Genomic DNA, 25,618 nt, shown 5'->3' on the forward strand with positions numbered 1-25,618 from the left:
CGCGTCAGCAGGTGGCGCCGGGCGGCGGCAGCTTCAGATCGACCAGGTACGCGGCGGCGTAGTTGTCCACACAGGTGTTGCCCTGGAAGACGACGGTGTGCTGAGTTCCGTTGAATGTCAGCAGTGCTCCACCGAGCTGCTTGGCCAGGTCCACACCCGCTTGGTACGGCGTCGCCGGGTCGTTGGTCGTGGACACCACCAGCACCGGCGGCAGGCCCTGCGCCTTGACTGAGTGCGGGGTGCTGGTCGCCGGCACCGGCCAGAACGCGCACGTGCTCAGCGGGGCGTGCCCGGTGAAGTCGCCGTAGCTCATGAACGGCGCGACCTCGCGCAGCTTCTTGTCTTCGGCGATCACCTTGTCCCGATCGGTGATCGGCGGCTGGTCTACGCAGTTGACCGCGATGCGCGCGTCGGTGGCGTTGGTGTAGTGGCCCTGCCCGTCGCGGCGCATGTACATATCGGCCAGTGCCAGCATGGTGTCGCCGCGACCGTTGGTCATCTCGGTCAGGCCCTGCGTCAGGTGCCGCCACAGGTTCGGCGAGTACAGCGCCATGATTGTGCCGATGATCGCGTCGCTGTAGCCGAGGCCGCGTGGGTCGGAGGTCGGCAGCGGCTTGCTGACCAGCGGGTCGACCAGATTGCGGTAGACGTCGACGGCCTTGGCCGGGTCGGTGCCCAGCGGGCAGCTGGGATCCTTGGCACAGTCGGCGGCGTAGTCGTTGAAGGCCTGCTGGAAGGCCGCGGCCTGGTCGATGTCGGCCTGGATCGGATCGGCGTTCGGGTCGACGGCGCCGTCGAGGATCATCGCCCGCACCTTGTCCGGGTAGGCCTCGGCGTACGCCGAACCGATCCGGGTGCCGTAGGAGTAGCCGAGATAGGTCAGCTTGTCGTCGCCGACGGCCGCGCGCAGCGCGTCCAAATCCTTGGCGACGCTGGCGGTGCCGACATTGGCCAGGAATTCCTTGCCCATCTTGTCGACGCAGCGCTGGACGAAGGCCTTGGTCTCGCCCTCGATATGGGCGACACCCTCGGGGCTGTAGTCCACCTGCGGGTCGGCCCGCAGGCGATCGTTGTCGGCATCGGAGTTGCACCACAGCGCCGGGGTGGAGGAACCCACCCCGCGCGGGTCGAAGCCCACCATGTCGAAGCGTTGGCGTACCGAGGCGGGCAGGTTCTCCACGATGCTGGCGGCGGCTTCGATGCCCGACTCGCCGGGGCCGCCGGGGTTGATGATCAGCGAGCCGATCTTCTGGCCGGTCGCCGGGAAGCGAATCAGCGCGAGCACGGCGACGCCGCCGTCCGGCTGCGCGTAGTCGACCGGCACGGCGATCTTGCCGCACTGTGCGCCCGCCGGGATCGGCAACGCGTTGCCGCCACCACCGCCGGCAACCCGGCACGGACCCCACTGCACCGGTTGCCCGATCTGCGGTCCGGCGATCACGGCCGTTCCCCCCACGATCGTGCTGCAGCCGGCGCTCGCGACGAGTGCGGCCACGACGGGGAGCACCAGAGCGGTGCGGACAGCGCGTGGTCGGTGGTAGAGCCTCATGGCAAACATGCTGCCATGTACGGCTGTGGTGCCCCGCATGCCGACCCGCCGGGACAGGTCATTTGGTGGCGTCGAGCAGTTCCTTCATTCCCACGGCGAAGTCGTCGGCCAGATCCCATAGGTCCGGCAACAGTTCGGGGCAGGCGATCAGACCCACGTCGAGTTTGCCGTTCAGTGACATCACGGTGATGTTGAGACCCGAGCCGTGGAAGATCGGTCCGAGCGGGTACATCGCGGTCACCTCGGCGCCCAGGAAGTAGAGCGGGATCTGCGGGCCGGGCACATTGGAGATGACCAGGTTGTGCACCGGGCGGGCCTCGGTCAGCCGGCTTCGGGCGTAGACCCGCATGGCGACACCGAAGATGGCCGGGCCGGCGAATTGGCTCCAGTCCTGCAGCAGGGTCGCCCCGATCGCCGAGCTGTGCTCCTTGGCGGTGGTGTTCGCCGCGGCGATGGCCTTGATCCGCTCGGCGGGATCCTCGATCTGGGTCTCCAGTTTGGAGAACATGCCGGATACCTGGTTGCGGCCGGGACGGTCGGAGCGATCATGCACCGAGACCGGAACCATGGCCACCAACGATGCCTCGGGCAGTTCGTCACGGTCGAGCAGATACTGCCGCAGCACCCCGGCGACCAGGGCCATCACCACGTCGTTGACTTTGACCCCGAAGTGGTTCTTGACGGTCTTGATGTCCTCGAGGTCCAGCTCGACGAACGCGACGTTGCGGTGCGCGGTGATGCTGGCGTTGAACTTGGTTTGCGGCGCCGCGAACGGGGCGGCCATCGCCCGCCCGCCGATCGCGCGCTGGACGGTGTCGACAACGGTGCTGACCGTCGAGGGAATCACCTTGGTGGCCAGGTGCAATGGCCGGGTGGCGAACCGACCCAGGCCACCGAGGGCGATACGCAGCTGGTTGGTGGCGCCGAACTCGTCGTCGACCGGGTCCGGTGGCGGCGAATCGGGTTCGGTGCTGCAGAGCTGGGACATCAGGTTCGCGCCGGTCACTCCGTCGACGGCCGCGTGATGCACCTTGGTGAGCACCGCCAGCCGTCCGCCGTTGCGGGCGTCGGTGCCGCCGACGCCCTCGATGACCCAGGTCTCCCACAGCGGGTGACGACGATCCAGTGGCAGAGACGCAAGATGACCGCAGATTTCGCCGAGCTCCGCCCGACCACCCGGCGCGGGCAACCCGATGCGGTGCAGGTGACGGTCGATGTCGAAGTGCTCGTCTTCCACCCACACCGGATGGTCGAGGTTGAGGAAGCTGTTGGCGAGTCGCTCACGGAAGCTCGGTATTGCCTTGACTCGCAAGCTCAGTTCGTCACGTAGCCGTTCGAACGTGTAGCCACCCGGGATCGTGGAGGCGTCGAGCTCCAGGATCGAGCACACATGTAGTGGCTGTGAAGGAGTTTCAAGGTAGAGGAAGCTGGCGTCGAGTCCACTGAGTCGCTGCAGGTGTTGCACCATGCCGCCGATGGTATGTCGGCGCGCCTGTGACAGGTGTGAGAAAGTCCACTTCACCCCTGCGTTCACCTTTGCCACCCGCGGTGGCACACTTGAACGCGTCAGACGAACCCGGGGACCCGGATGGGCCTCGAGGATCGACAGAGACAAACTCTAGGGACAAAGATGTCTGAACAGACTGTCTATGGTGGCGCTAGCGTGCCGACTGTTTCGCGCACCAAGATTCGAACCCACCACCTGCTGAAGTGGAAATCCGAAGGCCACAAGTGGGCCATGCTCACGGTCTACGACTACTCCACCGCCCGGGCTTTCGATGAGGCCGGGATTCCGGTTCTCCTGGTCGGCGATTCCGCCGCCAACGTCGTCTACGGCTATGACACAACCGTGCCGATCTCGGTCGACGAGCTCATCCCCCTGGTTCGCGGTGTCGTCCGCGGCGCCGAGCACGCGCTGGTCGTCGCTGACCTCCCGTTCGGTACCTATGAAGAGGGGCCCAAGCAAGCGCTGCGGACCGCAACCCGGTTCATGAAGGAAACGGGCGCGCATGCGGTCAAGCTCGAGGGCGGCGAGCGGGTCGCCGAGCAAATCGCCACGCTGAGCGCCGCGGGCATCCCGGTGGTGGCCCACATCGGGTTCACGCCGCAGAGCGTCAACGGTCTGGGCGGCTTCCGCGTCCAGGGCCGTGGTGATGCCGCCGAGCAGACCATCCACGATGCGATCGCGGTTCAAGAGGCAGGCGCCATCGCGGTGGTGATGGAGATGGTGCCCGCCGAGCTGGCCACCCAGATCACCGGCAAGCTCACGATTCCGACCGTCGGTATCGGCGCCGGGCCCAATTGCGATGCGCAGGTGCTCGTCTGGCAGGACATGGCCGGGCTCACCAGCGGCAAGACCGCTAAGTTCGTCAAGCGCTTCGGTGATGTCGGCGGCGAATTACGCCGCGCGGCAACGCAATACGCCGAAGAGGTGGCGACCGGCGCGTTCCCGGCCGAGGAGCACAGCTTCTAGCCGAACTCGGGCGCGCGCTTGTTCAGGAACGCGTCGATACCTTCGCGGCCGTCAGCACTGTCGGCGCACGCTGCGATCAGCCGGCCCTCCAGTTCCATCTGCTCCTCGAGCCCGCTGCCGAATGTCGCCAGCATGAGTTTCTTCACCGCGCTACCGGAACCCTTTGCCGCAGAAGCGATCTGCTCGGCAAGCGCCTGCCCGCGGGTCTCCAGCTCGGCGGCAGGCACCACCTCGTTGACCAATCCCCAGTCGGCGGCCTCGGGAGCTTTCAGCGTGCGGTTGGTCAGCATCAATTCCTGGGTCCGGCGCACGCCGATGATGCGCGGCAGGTAGTACGACGAGCTGCCATCCGGGCTCAACCCGGCCTTGGTGTAGGCCATGGTGAACGACGCGGTGTCGGCGGCCAGCACCAGATCACCCGCGACAGCCAGGCTGAAGCCGGCGCCCGCGGCCACCCCGTTGACCGCGGTGATCAGCACGGCATCCATCCGGGCCAGCGTCGAGATCGCGCGGTGCAGGTCGTCGGCGATGCCCTTGACGAAGCGGCCCGGTCCCAGCGGGGACGCCGCCATCGCCTTGAGGTCTCCCCCGGCGCAGAAGAACCGGCCGGCCCCGGTGAGCACGACGGCTTTGATCTCCGCGACATCGCAGCGGGCCGCGACCTGCGCCAGCTCAGCAGTCATCACGTCGTTCATGCCGTTGGCGGCCTCGGGCCGATCCAGCACGATCCGCGCGATCGGGCCGGCCTGCTCGAAGGACAAGGTCTGGTAGTCGCTCACGGCCGGAACGTTAGCAATGCCAGCCCAGAATCCGAAGGGCGGCATCGGCGATCACCGTCGGCGTCTCCGGTGTGCACTCCTCGTTGTCGGAGCGGCGGTTGATGACCGACTCCACCAGGCGGAACGGAAGGTCGTCAGCATCGGGGATCCCGTCGCACTCGGCAATCACCTGGGCCGCCAGCCGGCGGTAGCGGCGACGCAACTCCTCGCGATTGGCGCGAAACTGCGCGAATCGGTCAACGCGAAGTTCCGGCAGCAGGTACAGCGCACCGAGATTCCATCGACTGCCACACAGCTGTGAGCAATCCGCGACCACCAAGGCGTGCAGCCTGATCCCCGCAGGGCCATCCTGGGCCAGCAGCTCACCGGCCAGCCGCAGCGCCTCATCGACGGTTCCGGCCAGCAACGCATCCAGGATGTCGTCCTTGGTGGCGAAGTGGTGGTACAGCGAGGCCTGGCGCATGCCAACGGCATCCGCGATCCGGCGCGTCGAAGTTCCGGCGTAGCCGATCGTGGTGAAGAGTTCGGCGGCAGCATCGAGGATCTCCTCGCGCGCGGTGTTACCCGGTCGACGGGATTGTTCGAGCCGAGGTCGGCCCCGCCCCTCGTGGCCCGCGCTGCGCATAGGCCATTGTCGCATTCACCCCCTGCGCGATTACCTGTCATTTGATAGAAATACAGTCAACCCAGTCGTTACACCGGCGACACCCGCCGGGAACCGCGCCTGGGAAAACTTTCAGTTGACAGTTAATCGGGCGTGGGCCCGGACAGGAGTGACGAGATGACCACCGCGTCAACCGACGGCGCTCGCTCGCACGCGCGGTCCCAGGCGGGCGCCGCCACCATGCGAGTACCAGCAGTGCCCCACGGCGTCGACGGCACCCGATTGGTCTGGGCCGAGGCCGTGCCCGCCGAGTCCTACGTCTCCCGGGTGCTCGGGCGGGGCACCCGGCTGCGGCTGTCCGACCCCGACGGCGGCGCCTGCGCGCACCTGCTGCTGTTCCGCGCCGACGCGTCCTGGGAACGGCTCAATGTCGCCGACACCATGAAAGTGCCGTGGCAGGCCTACCTCAGTGTGGGCCACCCACTGCTGTCCGACCAGGGCCGTCTGCTGGCGACGATCGTCGCCGACAGTTCCGGCCATCACGACCTGCTGTGCGGACTGCCACCTGCCGGCCAGCAGAAGATGCTGCTGGCAACCATGAAGCACGGCATGGACATTCGCGACGTCGCACCGTCAGCGACTCTGTTCAAGGGCGTGCGGGTCGAGGATTCCGGTGCATGTGTGTTCACCGGCTCGGCCGGGCCGGGCGCAACCGTCGACCTGCTGATCCACCTGCCCGTCGTGGTCGCGGTGGTCAACACCGCCCATCCGCTGGACCCGCAGCCGGCGACAACCGAGCTGGACATCGTGGCCTGGCGGGCCGACGAGGAACTGTCCGTTCCGGTCAACACCGACCCGGAGTACTCCCGAGCCTTGTTCAACACCGAATCCACCTGGGCGGCAGCACAATGATCTCCGACGACGTCGTCGCGGCCTGCACGCCGTGGTCAGCCATCCTGCGCACCGGCCAGTCTCTGCAGATCATCGACCTGCACGGCAACCAGGCGGTGGACACCCTGTTCTACGCCGTCGCCGGTGATCGGGTCGATCCAACCGGGCGCTACAGCGCGCAAGCCACAATCACCGCGCAGCGCAACATCTTTCTCACCACCGGCTCGGTGCTGCGAGCCGCCGACGGCCGGGCATTGGTGACGATCGTCGCCGACGAGGTGGGCAACCACGACACCATCGCCGGCGCGTGCTCCAAGGAATCCAACACGCTGCGCTACGGCCACCACACCGTGCACCAGCACGCCTGCGCGGAGAACTTCCTCGCCGAGGCCGCCAAATGGGGAATGGGCAAGCGCGACATCGTCTCCAACATCAACTTCTTCATGAACGTGCCCGTCGAGGCCGACGGCACCCTCGGCATCGTCGACGGCCTGTCCGCGCCGGGCAAATCACTGACCGTCCGCGCCGACGCCGACACCCTGGTGCTGGTGTCCAACTGCCCCCAGATCAACAACCCGTGCAACGGATTCGACCCCACCGAAGTGCGGATGGTGATCACGGCGTGACGACCATCGAGGTGGTGCGGCCGGGAATGCTGACCACCGTTCAGGATTGGCCCGGCCGCGTCGGGTACTGGCATGTCGGGGTGCCGCCGTCGGGTCCGATGGACGACCTGTCGTTCCGGGTCGGCAACCGGGTGCTCGGCAACCCCGAGGGCGCCGCTGGCCTGGAATGCACGAAAGCCGGCCCGGCACTGCGTTTTCCCGAGGGTGGCCGGGTCTGTGTTGCCGGTGCGGCCGCCCCGGTGACACTGGACGGCATTCTGGTGCCGATGTGGCAGTCGGTCACCGTTCCCGCCGGTGGTGTGCTGGATGTCGGCGTGGTCCCCGGGCCGGGGATGCGCTGCTATGTGCTGATCGCCGGTGGCCTATGCGAACTCGAATACCTAGGCAGCTCAGCGACATTCACCATGGGCTGCTTCGGCGGCCACGACGGACGTCCGCTGCGGGAAGGCGACCTGCTGAGCGCGGGCGACGATGCCGGCCCGGCGTCGGCCCGGCCGGCACGCGCCGCCATCGACGAACAGCCTGCGATCGGCCACCGCTGGCAGGTCGCGGTCACCGAGGGCCCGCACGGCGCCTCGGAGTTCTTCACCCGTGCGGATATGGAAACGATCGTCGGCACGGACTACACCGTGCACTTCAACTCCGATCGCACCGGTGTACGCCTGATGGGCCCCAAGCCGCAGTGGGCCCGCACCGACGGCGGCGAGGCCGGACTGCACCCGTCGAATATTCACGACAATGCTTACTGCGTAGGCACTTTGGACTTCACCGGCGATACCCCGATCCTGCTCGGCCCCGACGGGCCCAGCCTCGGCGGGTTCGTTTGCCCGGTCACCGTGGCGCGAGGCGATCGCTGGAAGCTCGGGCAGATGGCCCCCGGCGACACCGTGCGGTTCGTGCCGGTTCGCGCCGACCGCGCCCCCTCGCTGGGCAGTATCGACGCCAACCGGCGCGCGTCGATGCCGCTGGTGATCTCCACCTCCAGCGACGCCGACGACGGCGTGCTGACCCGATTCGTCGGCACCGAGGGCACCGATGTGACCGTGCGCCGCGACGGCGACGGCGGCGTGCTCGTCGAATACGGTCCGATGGTGCTCGACCTAGCCATGCGTGCGCGAGTTCATGTTCTCTACGAATCCCTTTCGGCCAGTGCAGTTCCCGGTGTTACCGAGCTGACACCGGGGGTGCGCTCGCTGCAGGTGCAGTTCGATCCCGGCGTCCTGAGCACGCGCGAGTTGGTGGACCTGCTGGCCCGCACCGAGGAGGCGTTGCCCGCCACCGACGAACTCGTCGTACCCAGCCGTACCGTGCGCCTACCGCTGTCCTGGGACGATCCGGCCACCCATGAGGCGATCCAGCGCTACATCCACGGGGTGCGCGCCGACGCCCCCTGGTGCCCGTGGAACATCGAATTCATCCGGCGGATCAATGGTTTGGCCGACGTCGAGCAGGTGCACGACATCGTCTACGACGCGCAATACCTGGTGCTCGGGCTCGGCGACGTCTACCTGGGCGCGCCGGTGGCCACTCCACTGGATCCGCGCCACCGGTTGGTGACCACCAAGTACAACCCGGCGCGCACCTGGACCCCGGAGAATGCGGTCGGGATCGGCGGCGCCTATCTGTGTATCTACGGCATGGAGGGCCCGGGCGGCTACCAGTTCGTCGGGCGCACCACGCAGGTGTGGAATCACCGCCATCCGCAGCACTCGCGATCCTTCGAGCCCGGAACCCCTTGGCTGCTGCGCTATTTCGACCGGATCGGGTTCTATCCGGTCAGTGCCGAGGAACTGCTGGACCTGCGCGCCGATATGGCCGCCGGCCGTGGTGACGTCGAGATCGCCGACGGCACCTTCTCGATGGCCGACTATCAGGACTTCCTGGGGGACAACGCCGAAGGCATCGCCGAGTTCCGGGCCCAGCAGGCCGAGGCGTTCGCCGCCGAGCGGCAGGCATGGGACAAGGCCGGCGAGTTCACCAACCAACTAGCAAGCTAGCCGAGCACCCTGCTTCAGGCGGTGATGCCGTAAGTCTTGAGCTTGCGGTACAGCGAGGATCGCGACATCCCCAGATGGGCGGCGGCGACCACCCGGTTTCCCTTTGAATCCTGCAACGCGGCCACGATGGCGTCTCGTTCGGCGGTCTCCAGCGGTGTCAGCGCATGCCGCGACACCGTCTGGCAGTAACCCGGCAGATCATGCTCCTGGATCTCGCCGACTGGGCGACGGCGCAGCGCATGAACCAGAGCCTCGCGCAGCTGGGCGATGTTGCGCGGCCAGGAATAGCGCGCGATCAGCCGGTGGGCCTCCGGGCTGAGCCGCACTCTGCGCTGCGGTGCCAGATTGCGCAGCAAGCCGGCGGTGATGGCGGGCAGATCATCGGTGCGGCAACGCAGCGGCGGCAGGACGATCGATGCGTCGAAATGGTGCAGCAACTCACTGAACGGCAGGTCGGACCCGTCGAGGGCGGCTGTGGAGGTATCGGCGACCGTCGCCACCACCCACACCGGACCGGTCAGCTGCTCGACGGCGGAGAAGTACTCCTCGAGACGGTCGGCCCCGTCCGTGCTGGCCTGGTCGAGATCGCGGATGATGTGCAACGTGGGCTGGTCGGGGCTGCTCAGCAGCGACCGGATGTCCGAGGGGGGCCCCTCGGCGCCCAGCTGGGTGGCGTCGACCGACAGACTGCGACCGCCGGGATAGACGCAATGGAAGAGTTCGGCGGTCAGGGTGAACTTGCCCACCCCGCGCTCCCCCACCACCAGCGTCGGCTTCTCGTGTTCGAGCGCCTCGCGCAACTCGTCGCAGGCCCGCAGCCAGGCCGGTGATGTTCCCGTGGCCACCGAATCACGCGGCCGGCTCAGGCCGTCGAGAATCTGCGAGGTCTGCGCCGTGGCAACCGCGATCGGCGGCAACCGGTGTTCGCTGAAGTCCGCCGGCGAACCGGCCTGCCGGTCCGACACGATGTCGGCGATCACCACCATGCCGGCCACCGCGGCGCCGGCCAGGATCCGAGTGCCGCGGATGTGCACGAGCCGCTGTCCACCAGGCAGCGCCAGGGTGTCGCTGGCACGTTCACGGCCGCCCATCAGAAATGTCGCGTGCTCCCGCAGCGTGCGTTGTTCATCGGCGTCGAACAGCTGCTGGGCGACAGGGTTGGCCATGAAGATGGAGTCGCCGAACGCGAACACCGCCTGTCGCGCCGAGCGTGCCGTCACCCGCAAGTAGGTGTCGAAGATCGCGTGCTGGGACTGGCTGCGGTCCAGCAGCAGATTGCGTGCGATGTCCTTGGCAGCGCTCTTGACCAACGTGTGCATCACCGGGCTCCAGGCGTCGGCCAGTGTCGAGACGTCGAGCACGCCTTCGAGGCGGCCGGTGATCGGATCGATCACCGGTGCGCCGGTACAGGCGAACAGGTGCAGGTTCTCGCTGAAGTGCTCGGGGCCGACGACGCTGACCGGTTGCCCAGCCTCGAATACGGTCCCGATCCCGTTGGTGCCCATCGTGGACTCCGAGTAGTCGAAGCCGGGCGCCAGGTCCACCCGGTCGAGCAGCCTGGCCACCGCCGTCGAACTGTCGATGCGGCGCACCACCCGGGCGCGGTTGTCGGTGAGCGCGATGACCAGTGGCATGTCGGCAGTGTCGGCCTCCAGCTGGGCCAGTACCGGTTGGGCGGAGCGAATCAGCAATGAGCTGGTGTCGACGTCACCGGTGAAGGCGCTGTGCGGCCGCGATACGTCCACTCCAGCCGCTTGACTGCGCTCCCAGGACGCCGCCACCAGGTCGGATACGCCGGCCGACCCGGCACCGCCGTACTCGAGGAAGTCCGCGCGGGCAGCCGCCACCCGCAGCATCCGCGCCGCACTGTTGGGCATCACTGCCTCTCTCTGAACGGCGTCACGCCTCCATGGTGGACGAGATCTGCGTCACAGGAAAGCCCGCCGGATGTCCCATCTTGGGACATCGGCCCGGGGTGAGACGTCGGCAACGTTGTCCCAGCGGATGTGGCACAGCACACAAGGGTTGCGCTACCCCATCCCCTCATCCGGTTAACCACCCCACGAGGCGACGACGAACGGAACATCGCATGGGCACATTGATCAACATCGACAACGGTGGCACGCTCACCGACATCTGCGTCTGGGACGGCGCTGGCTTCACCTTCACCAAGACCTTGACCACGCCGCACGACCTGTCCGAGTGCCTGTTCACCGGGATCGAGAAGGCTTCCGCGGCACTCTACGGCAATGCTGACATCACCCGGCTGCTGCACGCCACCGAACACATCCGCTACTCCACCACTCAGGGCACCAACGCCCTGGTCGAACGGCGCGGGCCGATGATCGGCGTGCTCACCTCGATCGCCGGGCTCGATGACCAGATGCGCACCTCGCCGGCCGAAGAGAAGCTGTTCGAAGGTCTGGTCGCCAACCGCCTCGTGACCCTCGACGCCGATGACGACGCCTTCGAATTCGACGCCGTCCAGAGCATCAACCGACTGACCACGCTGGGGGCCGCGCGGATCGTGGTCGCCGGCCCGACGCCCGAGGACGAGCGCCGACTGCGCCACATCCTGCTGCGAAAGTTCCCCCGCCACCTGCTCGGCTCGGTGCCGGTGATCTACAGCTGGGAACTGGCCGGCGACCGCAGCCACCCCCGCCGGGTGTGGTCGTGCGTGGTCAACTCCTTCCTGCACCCGACCATGGAGCGCTTCCTCTACGGAGCCGAGCGCCGCTTGAAGGAATACCGGGTGGCCAACCCGCTGCTGGTTTACCGCAATGACGGGGCCTCATCCCGGGTGGCGAAATCGGTTGCGCTGAAGACCTATTCGTCGGGACCGCGAGGTGGCCTGGAAGGCACCGCCGCGCTGGCCGGCAGGTACGGACTGGACCACGCGCTGATGATGGACATCGGCGGGACCACAACCGACGTCGGTGTAGTCGAATCAGGCGCGGTGGCCGTTGCCGAGCGCGGGGCCATCGAAGGCGTCGCGATGTCCTATCCGCTGAGCAATGTGTCCTCCGCCGGCGTCGGCGGGTCATCGGTCATCAGGGTGCTCGACGGCGCCATCGTGGTCGGACCCCAATCGGTGGGCGCCGCACCGGGACCGGCTTGTTTCGGGTTCGGCGGCAAGCAGGCCACCATCACCGATGTCAACCTGCTGCTGGGAATCCTGGATCCGGATACCTACCTGGACGGCACCTTCACCCTCGACGCCGACCGGTCACGGGCGGCGATCACCGACGCGATTGCCACCCCGCTGGGAATCTCGTTGGAGGAAGCGCTGATCCAGATGGAGCAGGCCTACTTCCGGGCGCTTGCCGACGCGTTCGCCGATCAGGTCAGAGCGGACACCACCTTGCTGGCGTTCGGCGGGGCCGGCCCGATGAGCGCGGCGGGCGCGGCGCGCCTCGCCGGTGTCAAGCGGGTCCTCATTCCGCGCACCGCGGCGGTCTTCTCCGCGTTCGGAATCTCGTTCTCCGACATCGGCAAGACCTACGAAGTCATCGTCGCCGAACCCAGCACCGAGGCGGCGCGGCAGACCCACGACGCACTGCTCACGCGTGCCGAGCGGGACATGTTCCAAGAGGGCTATTCGCTGGCCGAGTGCGACACGTCGTGGCAGCTGCTGGTGGAGAACCTCGATGACGCCACGGTGTCCCGGCTGCCCTATCAGCCGGGTGACGAAGTCGACTTCCCCGGTTGTGCAGTGTCACTGCAATTGAGTACCACCGCCGCGCTGCCGCACCCCGACCTGGCTGGCGACACCGTCATCGAAACCACTGCCGCACCGTCGATCGGGCAGCGCAGCGTGCGCTCGGCCACCAACACCGTTGACACGGTGCCGGTGCATGCGCTCGACCAGCTCGAACCCGGCCATGCCGGCAGCGGCCCAGCGATCGTCGAGGGTTCCTTCTTCACCGCACGAGTGCTTCCCGGGTGGACCTTCCAGGTGACCTCGGCCGGCGATCTCCTGCTCATCGATAACGCCTAACCGGCGCCCCAGTCCCGTTATTCACTGCTTCCAGAAAGGAATGCTCCCATGCGAGTACCCATGACCGAGTATCTCGTGATCGACCTCGACACCGAGCGCTGGGTATGTCGAGTGTGCGCCCACGACATGGGCTCTGCCCATGAGAACTACAAGCCGGGGACACTGGTCTACGACCGCGACCCCCGCGAGATTCACCAGCCGGTACTCGACCCCGACCGCTACGAGTACACGTTCAGCCCAGACCCCTCCTACTGCCGGATCCTCGAGTACTACTGCCCCGGGTGCGGCACACAGCTCGAATGCGAATACCTCCCCCCGGGCCATCCCCCGGTGCTCGACATCGTCGTCGACGTGGCAGCGCTGCGCGCCCAGTGGGAGCAGCGCGGGGTCGACGCGGAGAAAGTCCACAACTACGGGCCGGGCGAAGACGCCCAGAAGCACACCGCGGCCCTCAAGGCCATCGGCCACCTGCACTGAGCTGACAGGAGAAACCAAGAGATGAAACGTATTTCGGTCGACATCGGTGGCACGTTCACCGACTGCTTCTTCGTCTGGGACGACATTTATGTCGACGCCAAGGCCCTGACCACCCACCACAACTTGGCCGTCGGTTTCAACGACGCCCTCGACTTGGCCTGCAAACGCGCCGGACTGGATCGCTCTACGGTGCTCTCCGAGGTGGATTCGGTGCGCTACGCCACCACCCTGGGCACCAATGCGCTCATCGAACGCAACGGCCCGAAGGTGGCCGCGATCGTCACCCACGGATTCGAGGACACCATCCCGCTGTCCCGCGGCCGCGGCTACGGCGAGGGCCTCGACTACGGGATGCAGCAGAATCTTCCGGCTGCCGAACGGCCCGACCCGCTGGTACCGCGGGCGATGATCCGCTCGGTGAAGGAGCGAATCAACTCCGCCGGCAAGGTGGTGGCCCGCCTCGACCCCGAGGATGTCCGCAACGTGGTGCGTGAACTGGTCGATGCCGGCGCCGAGGCGATCGTGGTCTCGCTGGTCAACTCCACCGAGAACCCCGATCACGAATTGGCCGTCCAGGAAATCATTCTCGACGAGTTCCCGCCGCACGAGCTGGGCGCCATTCCGGTGCTGCTCGGCCATCAGGTGTCCGGCCGCAAGGGCGAGTACGTGCGGGCCACGTCGACCATCATCGACGGCTACCTCCACGAGATCATGTTCCACGCGCTGGCCCAGTTGTCGACCAACCTGCGGGACTTCGGCTATGACAAGCCGATGCTGGTGATCCACAACTCCGGCGGCATGGCCCAGATGAACTCCACCGATGCGCTGCAGACGATCCACTCCGGCCCGATCGCCGGAGTCGGTGCCGCCGAGCATCTTTCGAACGAGACCGGAATCGGCCACGTCATCGCCACGGACATGGGCGGCACCTCGTTCGACATCGGCCTGGTACCCGAGGGCGGTGTCAAGCATTACGACTTCCTGCCCACCATCGACCGCTGGCTGGTCTCGGTGCCGATGGTGCACCTCGACACCCTCGGCGCCGGTGGCGGATCGATCGCGGCCTACGACCGCATCCACAACTCGGTCAAGATCGGCCCGAAGTCGGCGGGCTCCAATCCCGGACCGGCATGTTACGACCGTGGCGGGCTCAAACCGACGGTCACCGACGCCGACCTGCTCCTGGGGTACCTCGACCCGGACAACTACGCCAACGGCTACATCAAGCTCAACCCGAGGCGGTCACTGTTCGCCATCGAAGAAGAGCTGTGCGATCACCTCGATATGGATCCCATCGACGTCGCCCGGGTGATCAAGGACGGCGTGGACGAACAGATGGCCATCGGCATCGGCAAGGAACTACGGGTCCGGGGCTACCTGCCCGAGGACTTCACCATGCTGGCCTACGGCGGCAACGGGCCGCTGCACGCTTGCGGAGTGGCCCGGCACGCCGGCATCAAACGTGTTCTGGCTCCGCCGTTCTCCTCGGTCTTCTCGGCCTGCGGGGCGGGCAACATGAAGCAGCTGCACTTTCACGAGCGCGGGGTGCACGTCACCATGTACAACGCGACCACCCGGGCCCTCTACGACAATTACGCCGAGTTGAACGCCGTGATCGCCGAGTTGGAGGAACGCGGCTGCGAGGATCTTGTCAGACAGGGCTTTTCGGCTGACGATGTCAAGTTCCGGCTCGAGCTGGACATGCGCTATGGCAACCAGCTGCTCACCCAGGCGGTGGCGCTGCCCGATATCCGCCGGGTGGGCGGCGTCGGGGACCTGCTGGCCATCATCAAGACGTTCGGGGACGTCTACAGCCACCGGTTCGGCGCCTCCTCGGCGGCCCCCGAAGCCGGCATCCGGTGCAACACCGTGCGGGTCGCCGCCTACGTCGACGGCGATGTGGTCAACTTCGAGTCACTCGAGGACGGCGGCCATCGCACTGCGCCGACTCCGGTGGGTTCTCGCCTGGCCCACTTCATCGGCATCGCCGATCCGATCGACACCCCGGTCTATGACCAGGACTCGCTGACCGCAGACCGCGTGATCACCGGCCCGGCGATCGTCACCACCGAAAACACCACGTTCCTCGTCGAACCCGGCTGGCGGTTGGAACCCACCAGCCAGGGCGCCGTCTGGTTCCTGCAGGACTGAACCGAAACCGAGCAAAGGACACACACATGACCACCATCAACGAACGCCCGGCCGGCACTCTGACGGCCGAGGAGCAGCAGTGGGTCGACCAATTCATGGACGAAACCACCTTGTTCCTCGGGCCAGACCCGGAAATCATGCGAAGCCACCGTATTTCGGAGCGCTCGCCGCACGAGGAGACGGCCATCGCCGCCGGGGTGGACCGCCTGCAGGTGGAACGCATCCGCAAACGCATCGCCGGCGCCCTCGATGAGGGCTATGAGATGTGCGAGGCGCAGGGCGCGGCGCCCGGCGCCAAGTGGGGTGATCTCACCACGGCGATCTACACCGGGTCCGGGGATGTCTCATACCTGTCCTGCCACGGTGTCATCGCCTTCAGCGCGATCCTGCACCACCCGATCCGGTACATCATGAAGTACTGGAAGGACGAGCCGACCGTCGGCATCAACCCCGGTGACGGCTTCATCCACAACGACGCCCGATTCGGCAACGTGCACAACACCGACCAGTCGATGATCATGCCGATCATGCGTGACGGGGAGATCATCGCCTGGGTCGCCGCCACCATCCACGAAGGTGAGAACGGCGCATGCGAGCCCGGTGGCATGCCCTCTGGCTCGGAGACCGCATTCGACGATGGGCTGAGGATGAGCCCGTTCAAGATCGTCGAGCGCGGCGAACTCCGCCGGGATCTGCTGACGTTCCTGCAGCATTCGGTTCGGGACCCCAAACTGCAGCTCGCCGACCTGAAGGTCAAGATCACCGCGGTGCGCAAGATCATGGAACGCGTCGACAAGGTGATCGACGAGGTGGGTGTCGACACGTTCGTGGCCGCGCTGCGCACCACCGTCGAAGACGTCGATCTCGAGGTGCGCCGCCGGATCAGCGAATTGCCAGACGGGACTTACCGGTTCGATCAGTTCATGGACAGCACGCTCAAGGAGAACATCCTGATCAAGTTTGCGTGCACGATCACCGTCAAGGGTGACCACATGACCGTCGATCTGCGCGGCACCGGGCCCGAGATCCTCAACCGGGCCATCAACTCGCCGCTATGTTCGGTGAAATCGATGATGATGCAGGCGATTCTGGCGTTCTGGTGGCCGGACCTGCCGCGCTGCACCGCCGCCATGAGCTGCATCGATATCGTGTCCGACGAAGGCACCTGGGCCGACGCGTCCTACGACGCACCCATGGGCCAGTCGCTGCAGGCTTCCTTCCGCGGCTTCTCCTGCATGCAGGCGCTCTACAGCCGGATGTCGTTTTCCACACCACACAAGTACAGCAACGTGGTGGCCAACTGGTTCAATCAGATCAACACCTTCCTGTGGGGAGGCATCACCCAACACGGCGACATGGTCGGCAATCTGTGCGCCGACCTCAACGGGATGCCCGGTGGCGCAAAGCCGTTCCGCGACGGCGAGGATGCCGTCTCGCCGCTGTTCTGCGCCATGGCCGATACCGCCGAACAGGAGGTGATGGAGGAAGAGGTGCCGTTCATGCAGCTGGTGGCCAAGCGGCTGGTCCGGGACAACATGGGCTTCGGCAAGTTCACCGGCGGCATGGGTTACGAGATGATCGTCGCGGCCGAGGGCAGCCCCCAATGGGGGTTCATGACGGTGACCTCGGGGGCGAAGTTCTCCTCCATCTACGGCATGTACGGCGGGTACGGGTGCGGCACGTATCCGCTGGCCATGGTCAAGGGCACCAACGTCTACGAGCACTTCCGGCGGGACAACAAGACGTTCGACCTGTCGATGGAGAAGGTCATGAACAACCGGCCGTTCCCGGACGGCCGGTACTCGACCTATCACATGGGGTTGCAGTTCGATCTCGCCAAGGACGGTGAGCTCTACATGATCAGTCAGGGCGCCGGCGGCGGATACGGAGATCCGCTGGAGCGGTTGCCGGAGTCGGTCGTGCGGGACGCCGAGCTGGGCCGGATCAGCCAGAAGGTGGCCGAGGATATCTTCGGGGTGCGCTACGACCCCGCCACCTACCGGCTCGACGCGGCAGCGACCCTGGCCGCCCGCGTCGAGGCGCGCAAGGCACGGTTGCGGCGCGGCAAGCCGTTCGCCGAGTTCTGCGCGGACTTCGTCACACCGGAGCCACCGAAAGATCTTGCCTACTACGGATCCTGGGGTACCTGGACCGAGGACGCCCCGGATATCACGGCAACGGTCTACAGCATCGACGGTCCGGAGCGCGTGACCGCACCGCTCAACGAGCTGCCGATCGTGATGGTTCCCGACCGCCGCGAGGTCAAGATCAACAAACTCGAGGCACGCATCGCCGAATTGGAGTCCAAATACGGCGAGACTGTCAACCGACTGACCTGATCCGCGGCTATCAACAAGGAACTCACGATGATGTTGAAAACCCTTGTCGTCGAACCACCCAGTGGGCGGCGGCGGCCATTGTTCATCGACGATGCGCAGTACTCCACCGCGGTGATCCGGCAGGGCGCACCGATCCCGTGGACCGACACCGCGGCGCTGACAGCGCATTTCGGTCAGGTCCGCGGTCTGCTCGATCCCGACGCCCAGTGGATCGACATCCGCCGGGTCTTCGAGGCTCACTGCGAGGCTCGTCCGGAACTGATCGAAGCGATGGGGGCGCGTTCGCGCTGCGGATATCCGCTGCGGACGGTGCTCGGCGACCCGCGGATACTCACCGCGGTTCTCGAGTCGCTGAGCACCGTGGCTGCCACCTCGGCCCGACCGCTGGTGTTGCACGTTCCCTCGCCGGCCTGTTGGCTGGCCTGGGCACACCAGCTGGCCGGCAGCCCCCTCGACGACGTCGATGCCGACCGAGCCGACAGCGCATCGATGTACATCGCCGAATGGCTGGGACAACTGGGGGCTCTTCCGCTGGCCCTGGTCCTTTTTGACGCCCGCCAGGCGCGGTTCAGCTCTCCCGAGCACCTGGAGTCCTATACCGCCCTGGCCAACGTCGCCGCGCACTTCGACTGGTCACTGGCCCTGTGGCAATCCGACGGAATCACCGGCCAGCCAGGCTCGCCGTCGGTCGGCGTCATTGCACCGGAATTCTGGACATCCGGCGACACCGTGCCAGACACCGACGTCCTGGTAACGACGATCCCCGACACCGGAACACCGGAGACCGTCCTGGACCAACTGGCCACCCTGCGCTGAAAGGCAGTCTTGCCCGCTCAGCAGACCATAGGAAGGTAAAGATGAAGGCGCTTGTCTATCACGGCCCGGGACAACGTAATTGGGAGGAAGTCGCTGATCCCGTCATCGACGATCCCGCCGACGCTGTGGTGCGCGTCGACACGGTGACGATCTGCGGAACGGATCTGCACATCCTGCGTGGCGACGTCCCAGCGGTGACCGATGGGCGCATCCTGGGCCACGAGGCGGTCGGCACGATCACTGCGGTCGGTCCCGGCGTTCGCCGGTTCGCCGTCGGTGATCGGGTGTTGGTCTCGTGCATCACCTCATGTGGCAGCTGCCGGTACTGCCGGGAGAACAGCTACGGCCAATGCATCGGCGGCGGCGGATGGATCCTGGGACATCGCATCGACGGCACTCAAGCCGAGTACGTCCGCGTCCCTTTCGCCGACAACTCGCTCTACCCGGTTCCCGACGGTGTCACCGACGACCAGATGATCGTGCTGGCCGATATCCTGCCAACCGCCTACGAGGTCGGAGTGCTCAACGGCAACGTCCAACCGGCTGACGTCGTCGCGATCGTGGGTGCCGGACCGATCGGCTTGGCCGCGATCATGACCGCTCGGCTGTTCAGTCCCAGTCATATCGTCGCGATCGACCTGGCCGACACCCGGCTGGACGCGGCCAGGAGTTTCGGCGCCGACGTCGTCGTCAATCCCGCGCGCCACGATCCTCGCGAGGTGATCCTGGGGCTGACGGATGGGCTGGGTGCCGACGTCGTGATGGAGGCGGTCGGGCTCCCCCAGACCTTCGAGCAGGCGGTCACGCTGGTGCGGCCGGGTGGGCATGTCGCGAACGTCGGCGTACACGGCACGGCCGCGACGTTGCATCTCGAGGACATCTGGATCAAGAACATCACCATCACCACTGGACTGGTGGACACGTTCTCGACGCCCACCCTGATCAAGTTGCTCGCCAGCGGAAAGTTGGACACCACATCGATGGTCACCCATCGATTCGGCCTCGACGAGTTCACCCGGGCCTACGACGTGTTTGGTGATGCCGCCGCTACGGGGGCACTGAAAGTCCTGCTGACTGCCAAGCGGTAGTAATCGGGCGGCCCTCGACGGGTCTAGCGCGGCCCGTACACGCCGGCCAGGTACTCGTCGCGGCAGGCGCGCCGGGCCAACTTGCCACTCGTGGTGCGCGGGATCGTGCCGGCGGCGACCATGCGGACGTCGGCAACCGGCAGGGCGTGCTGGCGCGAGACGGCCGCCCGGATCACCTCGACGATGGGCCCGGGTTCGGCCTTGCCCGCACCGGGGGCCCGCTCGGCGACGATCACCAGGCGCTCCCCCGCGCCTTCGGCGGCAGGCACGGAGAAGGCCGCCACGAACCCGGTCCGCACAGCCGGCGAGGCCGCGGCAACGGTGGCCTCGATGTCCTGCGGATAGTGATTGCGGCCGTCGATGATCACCAGATCCTTGATCCGGCCGGTGATGTAGAGCTGACCGTCCAGGTGCACACCCATGTCGCCGGTGCGAAACCAGGTGGCCTCGGCCGGGGCCCCGTCGGCGTGGCTGCCGCTCTCCAGCCGCACCTGCAGCTTGTTGCGGAACGACCGCTCGGTCTCGACGTCCCGGCCCCAATACCCGCGGCCGATGTTGTCGCCATGCAGCCAGATCTCGCCCACCTGGCCGTCGGGGAGTTCGACTTCGGACACCGGGTCCACGATGGCCGCCCACTGGCTGCGCGCAACCCGCCCGCAGGACACCTGCGGCACGGCGTTGGGCGCGTCGGGCGGCACCCGCACCGCGCGGCCGGCACCGAGTTCGGTGCGATCGAGATACGTTGCGCGGGCCTGATCTTCGGCGCCGATGGTCGATACGAACAGGGTTGCCTCGGCCATGCCGTAGGACGGTTTGACCGCGGTGGGCGGCAGCCCGTAGGGGGCGAACACGTCGTTGAAGGTGTTGATCGAATCGATGTTGACCGGCTCGGAGCCATTGATCAGCCCGGCCACGTTGCTCAGGTCGAGGTCCTCGCCCCGGGGCGGCAGGCCCCGCTGCGCGGCGAGCTCGAAGGCGAAGTTGGGCGCGGCGGCGAAGGTTCGACCGTATTGTGCTTCCACGGCAAGCTCTTTGATCCAGCGATGGGGCCGGCGCACGAACGCCGTCGGCGACATCAGCGTCAGATGCCCGCCGAACATCGCCGGGAACATGATCATCAGCAGGCCCATGTCATGGAACAGGGGCAGCCAGCTGACGCTGGTGGTGTCGAAGTCCAATCCCACCGAGATGATCATCTGGGCGACGTTGGTCAGCACCGCCCGGTGGGTGATCTCCACTCCGGCGGGGGTGCGCGTCGAGCCCGACGTGTACTGCAGATAGGCCAGATCACTGCTCTGCAACCGCGCTGGGGTGAAGGTCGCGCCGACCGACTCCGGCAGCGCGTCGAGCGCGATCACCCGGGGGCGCTGCGATCGCGGCGACGTACGCAGGAAGCTCCGCACCCGGTCGGCTGCCGCCGTGGTGGTGAGCACCACCGAGGGCTGGGCGTCCGACATGACGGCTTCGAGTCGTTCGCCGTGGCCCGGCAGTTCCGGCGCGAACAACGGGACGGCGATAGTGCCGGCCTGGATCGCGCCGAAGAAACCGACCACGTAGTCGATGCCCTGCGGCGCCAGTATCGCAACCCGGTCACCGGGCTGGGTCACCTGCTGCAGCCGTGCGGCGACCGCACGCAGCCGCGCGCCAAGCTCCCGCCACGTCAGCTCGACGGCGTTGCCGGTGGAGTCGTGGTCATAGTCGAGGTAGCGATACACCACGCTGTCGCCGAACTCGAGCACGTTGTGGTCGAGAAAGGTCATCAGCGTCAGGCCTGGCGGCAGGACGATGTTGCCGTCGGCATCGAGGTAATCCTCGAGTTTCAAGCGCGTCCCCTGACCAGAATTGGCAAGTGTTCCGCGGTTCATAAGGAGATTTTAAGACTCCTGCCGGTGCCACACCGCCTACATGTGTCGGCGTGCCGCGATCTCGCGGCACCTCGGCGAGGCTGAGCCGTCGCCGGGCCCCAAGAAAGTACGGCGTCGTGTTCACTCAGGTGTGACACCCTGTGCAGCAATGCGTACCGCCGATGATCGTCGCGAGCGAAGGTGAAAATGGGTTCTGGAAACCGCCATGTCGAGGTGGAGCGAAAGTTCGACGTCCCCGCAGGCACGGTGTTCCCGTCCTTCGACGGGCTTGCCGCGGTGGCCCGGGTGGAGCGGCAACCAGCGCAGTCGCTGGACGCTGTGTACTTCGACACACCCGGGCGCGATTTGGCCGCCCACCGGATCACGCTGCGCCGCCGCACGGGTGGCCCCGATGCCGGCTGGCACCTCAAGCTGCCCGCCGGGCCCGACGCCCGCACCGAGGTCCATGCACCGCTGGACACCTCCACCGAAGTGGCGGACATGCCGGTGCCCGACGAGCTGCTCGACATCGTGCTGGCGATCGTGCGGGACCGCCCGCTGGCGCCGGTCGCGCGGATCGCCACGACCCGCAATGTGGTGATGCTCTACGGCGGGGACGGATCGGCGCTGGCCGAGTTCTGTGACGACGAGGTCAGCGCGTGGGCCCTGGGACCGGCCGACGGCGAGGCCGGGGAGGAACAGCGCTGGCACGAGTGGGAGCTGGAGCTGGTCGACGGCGAGATCGATGGCGGCAGGGATCTGCTCAAGCGCCTGGGCAACCGGCTGTTGGATGCCGGTGCGGCGCCCGCCGGGCATGGCTCGAAGCTGGCGAAGGTGCTCGACACCGCCGGTTCGCTCCCCGAGATGGCCGAGGAGCCGGAGCTGTCATCGGATCCGGTGCACCGGGCGGTCGCCGAGCAGGTGGACGAGCTGCTGGTGTGGGACCGCGCGGTGCGCGCGGACACCTACGACTCCGTCCATCAGATGCGGGTGACCACCCGCAAGATCCGCAGCCTGTTGCAGGCCTCCGAGGACACGTTCGGGCTGACCGACGACTCCTGGGTGCTCGATGAGCTGCGTCAGCTGGCCGGCGTGCTGGGTGTCGCCCGCGACGCCGAGGTGCTCGCCGAACGCTACGAGGTGGCGCTCAAGGCCCTGCCCGACGACCTCATCCGTGGTCCGGTGTACGAGCGTCTGGTGGCCGGCGCACAGCGCAGCTACCAGGCCGGTCTGCGGCGCTCGCTGTCCGCGATGCGCTCTCCCCGTTACTTCCGGCTGCTCGATACCCTCGACGGGCTGGTCGCCGCACAGCCGCCGGAAGCCGCTCCGGGTGAAGAGCCGAAGCCGGTGAGCATCGACTCGGCCTACCGGCGGGTGCGCAAGGCCGCCAAGAACGCCGCGGCGGCCACTGAGGACCGCGACGAGGCGCTGCACCGGATCCGTAAGGGCGCCAAGCGACTTCGCTACGTCGCCGCCGCCACCGGCGAACCCAAGGTGTCGGACCGGGCCAAGACCATCCAGACCCTGCTCGGCGATCACCAGGACAGTGTGGTCAGCCGTACGCACCTGGCTCAACAGTCCCTGGTGGCGCACGCGGCCGGTGAGGACACGTTCACCTACGGCCTGCTCTATCGGCTGGAGGACGATCTGGCGAACAGGTGCCGCGATCAGCTCGACGATGCGCTGAGCGCCTTGCGGACGGCCTTCAAGAAGGCGCACTAGCGCACGCCGACTTGGCAACCCGAGAACTCGCCGCACCTGCTGGTCCCGACACTGCAGGAGCGCCCGGGCACGGCTGAAATCGCTCGGCAATCCAGCGACGCCGCGGCTACGAATACGTAGTGACAGCCCGGTCGACCTGATCTGTGCTGATCACCAGTAGGAAGCGAGTTCTGACAGTGACGTCAAACCAGCCGCATTCGGCACAGGATGTAACTGCTACCACCGTTCTCGGGGCGGCCTTTCTCGGGATTGTCATCGCGACACTGGGCTTGGTGATGACCACATTCAGCCTCCCGGCCGCCCACATCGCCACCGGCCCGCAGCCCTGCGTCAACGGGATCGTCCCACTCAACCCCTACGTCGTGAACTGCAACCTGCCGTCGCGTGGCAACCAAGTGATCGGTGCGGCACCCGACGCCGGGGCAATCATCAGCTGCAGGCACAACCTTGCGTGCTTGGCCTTGTACGTCAATTACCCCGGGACGGTGCTCGTTCCCGGGTATCGATCCTGACCAGGATCCGGTGCCGACGTCAGGCAGCGGAGTCTCGCTGAGGGCTTAGCCGAATCTCCAGGTCAACGTGGGGCGAACGAGTTGGCCTGTAAGCCGGATTCTGTCCCGCCCTGCCCCGGGTAACCGTGGCAGGGCGGCGGCGACCATCCATCTGGGCACACCGTCGCCGGGTGCCTCGAGCGGCCTACCCGCAGGCTCGGGCGAGCAGCCCTCGAACACCTGCGCAGCCACACCAGGTGCGGCCTCTTGGCCTTGCTTCGGGTGGGGTTTACCAAGCCATCCCGGTCACCCGGAATGCTGGTGCGCTCTTACCGCACCGTTTCACCCTTACCACCCTTACGGGTGGCGGTTTCTTTTCTGTGGCACTGTCCCGCGAGTCACCTCGGATTGCCGTTAGCAATCACCCTGCTCTGTGAAGTCCGGACTTTCCTCGACTCATGAGAGCCGCGGCCGCCCAGCCAACTCGTTCGCCTGAACAAGGTAGCGCCTGGCCGCTTTTTCCGCGACTACGTGCTCACCTGCGCCGCAGTTGGATCACATTGTCGACGATGCTGGCCTGCTGACCATCGGGTCCGACAGCATCGCGCTCGGCCGGCCCCAGCCGCACCGTCTCCCACTGCGTGGCATCGAACCCAAGGCCGGCCAGTACCTCCTCGGCAGCCGGGAACTCGTGGTGGTGCATCTCCTCGGAGGCCCACGGCGGGGCGCCGCCGTGGTCGACGATCAGCAACGTGCCACCCGGAGCAAGAGTCGCGGCGGCGCGGCGCAGAATCGCGACCCGGTCCATCTCCAGGGGGGTGTGGAAGAAATGCGCCGAAACCAGGTCGAACGGCCCGTCGGGAAGGGTTTTGGTGAGATCGTGGTGCTGGAAGTCGATGCGTCCCAGCACTCCTCGGGTTTGGGCGTCTTCGGCGGCGCGGGCCAGGGCGGTGGTGGAGACGTCGACGGCCACGACCTGCCAGCCGTGCTCAGCCAGCCACATCGCGTCGCCGCCCTCGCCGCAGCCCAAGTCCAGTGCGCGCGAACCGGTCAGTCCGCTAACGATCTCGGCGAGGCGGGCGTTGGGGCGCCCGCTCCAGATTCGCGGCTTCTCCGCGTAGAGGGTCTCCCAGTGCGTGTGGTGATCGGTGTCCATGGCCCAAGCTTGTCGATGCCACGCCTGAGTGGCAAGGTTCTTTGCCATGCAGGCAAACGACGATGTCGATTCCAGGGTGCGCAGGCGGCTGCGCGAACTGCGCGGCCGGCACGGTCTGACCCTCGAGGATGTCGCGTCCCGGGCCGGTATCGACTCCTCAACGCTGAGCCGGCTGGAGTCCGGTAAGCGCCGGCTGGCCCTTGACCACCTGCCCCGGCTTGCCGCGGCGCTGTCGGTGAGCACCGACGAGCTGCTCGGCGCGCCGGAGACCGTCGACCCCCGGGTCCGCGCGCCGTCGCACACCCGCCACCTGGTCACCTACTGGCCGCTGACCCGCCACGGCGGAGCCGGCGGGCCGCAGGCCTTCAAGATCCGCATCAGCGCACGGCGGCGTACGCCGCCGGCCGAACTGCCCACCCACGAGGGCCAGGAGTGGCTTTATGTGTTGTCCGGTCGGCTCCAGTTGATCCTCGGCGAGCAGCATTTCGTCATCGAGCCCGGCGAGGCGGTGGAGTTCAGCACCTGGACCCCGCACTGGTTCGGCGCGGTCGATGGCCCAGTGGAGGCCATCATCCTGTTCGGTCCGCATGGTGAACGAGTCCACCTGCGCCCGTAGGA

The 25,618-nt window shown here is 66.9% G+C and carries 20 protein-coding genes and 1 other RNA gene; 13 read left to right on the forward strand and 8 right to left on the reverse strand.

Annotation, left to right across the window (positions count from 1 at the left end; all coding sequences use genetic code 11):
- Positions 1–4: 4 nt before the first annotated feature.
- Together G6N38_RS29575 and G6N38_RS29580 are read right to left on the reverse strand one after the other, a co-directional pair.
- Positions 5–1,549: an alpha/beta hydrolase gene (locus G6N38_RS29575; protein ID WP_163751623.1), complete on the reverse strand. Its 1,545-nt coding sequence runs from the start codon at positions 1,547–1,549 to the stop codon at positions 5–7.
- Between the two features lie 58 nt (positions 1,550–1,607).
- Complete coding sequence (locus G6N38_RS29580; protein WP_163752571.1) at positions 1,608–3,005, reverse strand: WS/DGAT/MGAT family O-acyltransferase; 1,398 nt, start codon at positions 3,003–3,005, stop codon at positions 1,608–1,610.
- Between the two features lie 174 nt (positions 3,006–3,179).
- Here G6N38_RS29580 and panB point away from each other — a divergent pair, with 174 nt between their 5' ends.
- Positions 3,180–4,022 carry a 3-methyl-2-oxobutanoate hydroxymethyltransferase gene (gene panB, locus G6N38_RS29585; RefSeq protein WP_163751624.1) on the forward strand — a complete coding sequence of 281 codons (843 nt, stop codon included), beginning with the start codon at positions 3,180–3,182 and terminating at the stop codon, positions 4,020–4,022.
- Here the strand turns inward: panB and G6N38_RS29590 are convergent.
- Both G6N38_RS29590 and G6N38_RS29595 read right to left on the reverse strand, forming a co-directional pair.
- A complete protein-coding gene (locus G6N38_RS29590; RefSeq protein ID WP_163751625.1) occupies positions 4,019–4,801 on the reverse strand; it encodes an enoyl-CoA hydratase/isomerase family protein in 783 nt (260 codons plus the stop codon). The genes panB and G6N38_RS29590 overlap by 4 nt on opposite strands.
- 10 nt (positions 4,802–4,811) lie before the next feature.
- Complete coding sequence (locus tag G6N38_RS29595) at positions 4,812–5,426, reverse strand: TetR/AcrR family transcriptional regulator (protein ID WP_163751626.1); 615 nt, start codon at positions 5,424–5,426, stop codon at positions 4,812–4,814.
- Positions 5,427–5,582: 156 nt separating this feature from the next.
- On the opposite strand from G6N38_RS29595, the gene G6N38_RS29600 reads away from it, so the two are divergent.
- From G6N38_RS29600 to G6N38_RS29610, 3 genes are read left to right on the forward strand one after another with little or no spacing between them, the layout of a single operon-like run.
- Positions 5,583–6,317: a DUF1989 domain-containing protein gene (locus G6N38_RS29600; protein WP_163751627.1), complete on the forward strand. Its 735-nt coding sequence runs from the start codon at positions 5,583–5,585 to the stop codon at positions 6,315–6,317.
- On the forward strand, positions 6,314–6,922 hold the full coding sequence (locus G6N38_RS29605; protein WP_163751628.1) for an urea amidolyase associated protein UAAP2: 609 nt from the start codon (positions 6,314–6,316) through the stop codon (positions 6,920–6,922). Before G6N38_RS29600 ends, G6N38_RS29605 begins: the two co-directional genes overlap by 4 nt.
- 26 nt (positions 6,923–6,948) lie before the next feature.
- On the forward strand, positions 6,949–8,919 hold the full coding sequence (locus G6N38_RS29610) for a 5-oxoprolinase/urea amidolyase family protein (RefSeq protein WP_246228120.1): 1,971 nt from the start codon (positions 6,949–6,951) through the stop codon (positions 8,917–8,919).
- Positions 8,920–8,933: 14 nt separating this feature from the next.
- Here G6N38_RS29610 and G6N38_RS29615 read toward each other — a convergent pair whose 3' ends face one another.
- Positions 8,934–10,796, reverse strand: coding sequence for a sigma-54-dependent Fis family transcriptional regulator (locus G6N38_RS29615; RefSeq protein ID WP_163751630.1), 1,863 nt, complete (start codon positions 10,794–10,796; stop codon positions 8,934–8,936).
- A 212-nt stretch (positions 10,797–11,008) separates the two neighbouring features.
- Here G6N38_RS29615 and G6N38_RS29620 point away from each other — a divergent pair, with 212 nt between their 5' ends.
- Genes G6N38_RS29620 through G6N38_RS29645 form a run of 6 tightly spaced genes read left to right on the forward strand, consistent with a single transcriptional unit; the run spans position 11,009 to position 19,787 of the window.
- Positions 11,009–12,916 carry a hydantoinase/oxoprolinase family protein gene (locus tag G6N38_RS29620; RefSeq protein WP_163751631.1) on the forward strand — a complete coding sequence of 636 codons (1,908 nt, stop codon included), beginning with the start codon at positions 11,009–11,011 and terminating at the stop codon, positions 12,914–12,916.
- Positions 12,917–12,964: 48 nt separating this feature from the next.
- Positions 12,965–13,393 (forward strand): acetone carboxylase subunit gamma, encoded by a 429-nt coding sequence (locus G6N38_RS29625; RefSeq protein ID WP_163751632.1) that lies wholly within the window; start codon positions 12,965–12,967, stop codon positions 13,391–13,393.
- Positions 13,394–13,414: 21 nt separating this feature from the next.
- The gene (locus tag G6N38_RS29630; protein WP_163751633.1) at positions 13,415–15,544 is read left to right on the forward strand and encodes a hydantoinase/oxoprolinase family protein; all 2,130 of its coding nucleotides are present in this window, start codon (positions 13,415–13,417) and stop codon (positions 15,542–15,544) included.
- 26 nt (positions 15,545–15,570) lie between these two features.
- On the forward strand, positions 15,571–17,883 hold the full coding sequence (locus tag G6N38_RS29635; protein ID WP_163751634.1) for a hydantoinase B/oxoprolinase family protein: 2,313 nt from the start codon (positions 15,571–15,573) through the stop codon (positions 17,881–17,883).
- Between the two features lie 27 nt (positions 17,884–17,910).
- The gene (locus G6N38_RS29640; protein ID WP_163751635.1) at positions 17,911–18,699 is read left to right on the forward strand and encodes a hypothetical protein; all 789 of its coding nucleotides are present in this window, start codon (positions 17,911–17,913) and stop codon (positions 18,697–18,699) included.
- Between the two features lie 41 nt (positions 18,700–18,740).
- Positions 18,741–19,787 carry a zinc-dependent alcohol dehydrogenase family protein gene (locus tag G6N38_RS29645; RefSeq protein ID WP_163751636.1) on the forward strand — a complete coding sequence of 349 codons (1,047 nt, stop codon included), beginning with the start codon at positions 18,741–18,743 and terminating at the stop codon, positions 19,785–19,787.
- Between the two features lie 23 nt (positions 19,788–19,810).
- Here G6N38_RS29645 and G6N38_RS29650 read toward each other — a convergent pair whose 3' ends face one another.
- The gene (locus G6N38_RS29650) at positions 19,811–21,652 is read right to left on the reverse strand and encodes a fatty acyl-AMP ligase (protein ID WP_163751637.1); all 1,842 of its coding nucleotides are present in this window, start codon (positions 21,650–21,652) and stop codon (positions 19,811–19,813) included.
- Positions 21,653–21,838: 186 nt separating this feature from the next.
- On the opposite strand from G6N38_RS29650, the gene G6N38_RS29655 reads away from it, so the two are divergent.
- Positions 21,839–23,353: a CYTH and CHAD domain-containing protein gene (locus tag G6N38_RS29655; RefSeq protein ID WP_163751638.1), complete on the forward strand. Its 1,515-nt coding sequence runs from the start codon at positions 21,839–21,841 to the stop codon at positions 23,351–23,353.
- Between the two features lie 176 nt (positions 23,354–23,529).
- Positions 23,530–23,865: a hypothetical protein gene (locus G6N38_RS29660; protein ID WP_246227518.1), complete on the forward strand. Its 336-nt coding sequence runs from the start codon at positions 23,530–23,532 to the stop codon at positions 23,863–23,865.
- Positions 23,866–23,938: 73 nt separating this feature from the next.
- On the opposite strand, the gene rnpB is transcribed toward G6N38_RS29660, so the two are convergent.
- Positions 23,939–24,331: RNase P RNA component class A (gene rnpB, locus G6N38_RS29665), an RNA gene on the reverse strand.
- Between the two features lie 48 nt (positions 24,332–24,379).
- The gene (locus tag G6N38_RS29670; protein WP_163751639.1) at positions 24,380–25,000 is read right to left on the reverse strand and encodes an SAM-dependent methyltransferase; all 621 of its coding nucleotides are present in this window, start codon (positions 24,998–25,000) and stop codon (positions 24,380–24,382) included.
- 46 nt (positions 25,001–25,046) lie between these two features.
- Between G6N38_RS29670 and G6N38_RS29675 the strand changes: the two genes are divergently transcribed.
- Positions 25,047–25,616, forward strand: coding sequence for a type II toxin-antitoxin system RelB family anti-toxin (locus tag G6N38_RS29675; RefSeq protein ID WP_163751640.1), 570 nt, complete (start codon positions 25,047–25,049; stop codon positions 25,614–25,616).
- Positions 25,617–25,618: the final 2 nt, after the last annotated feature.

The sequence above is a fragment of the Mycolicibacterium helvum genome (genome assembly GCF_010731895.1).
GTDB classification, from domain to species: Bacteria; Actinomycetota; Actinomycetes; order Mycobacteriales; family Mycobacteriaceae; genus Mycobacterium; species Mycobacterium helvum.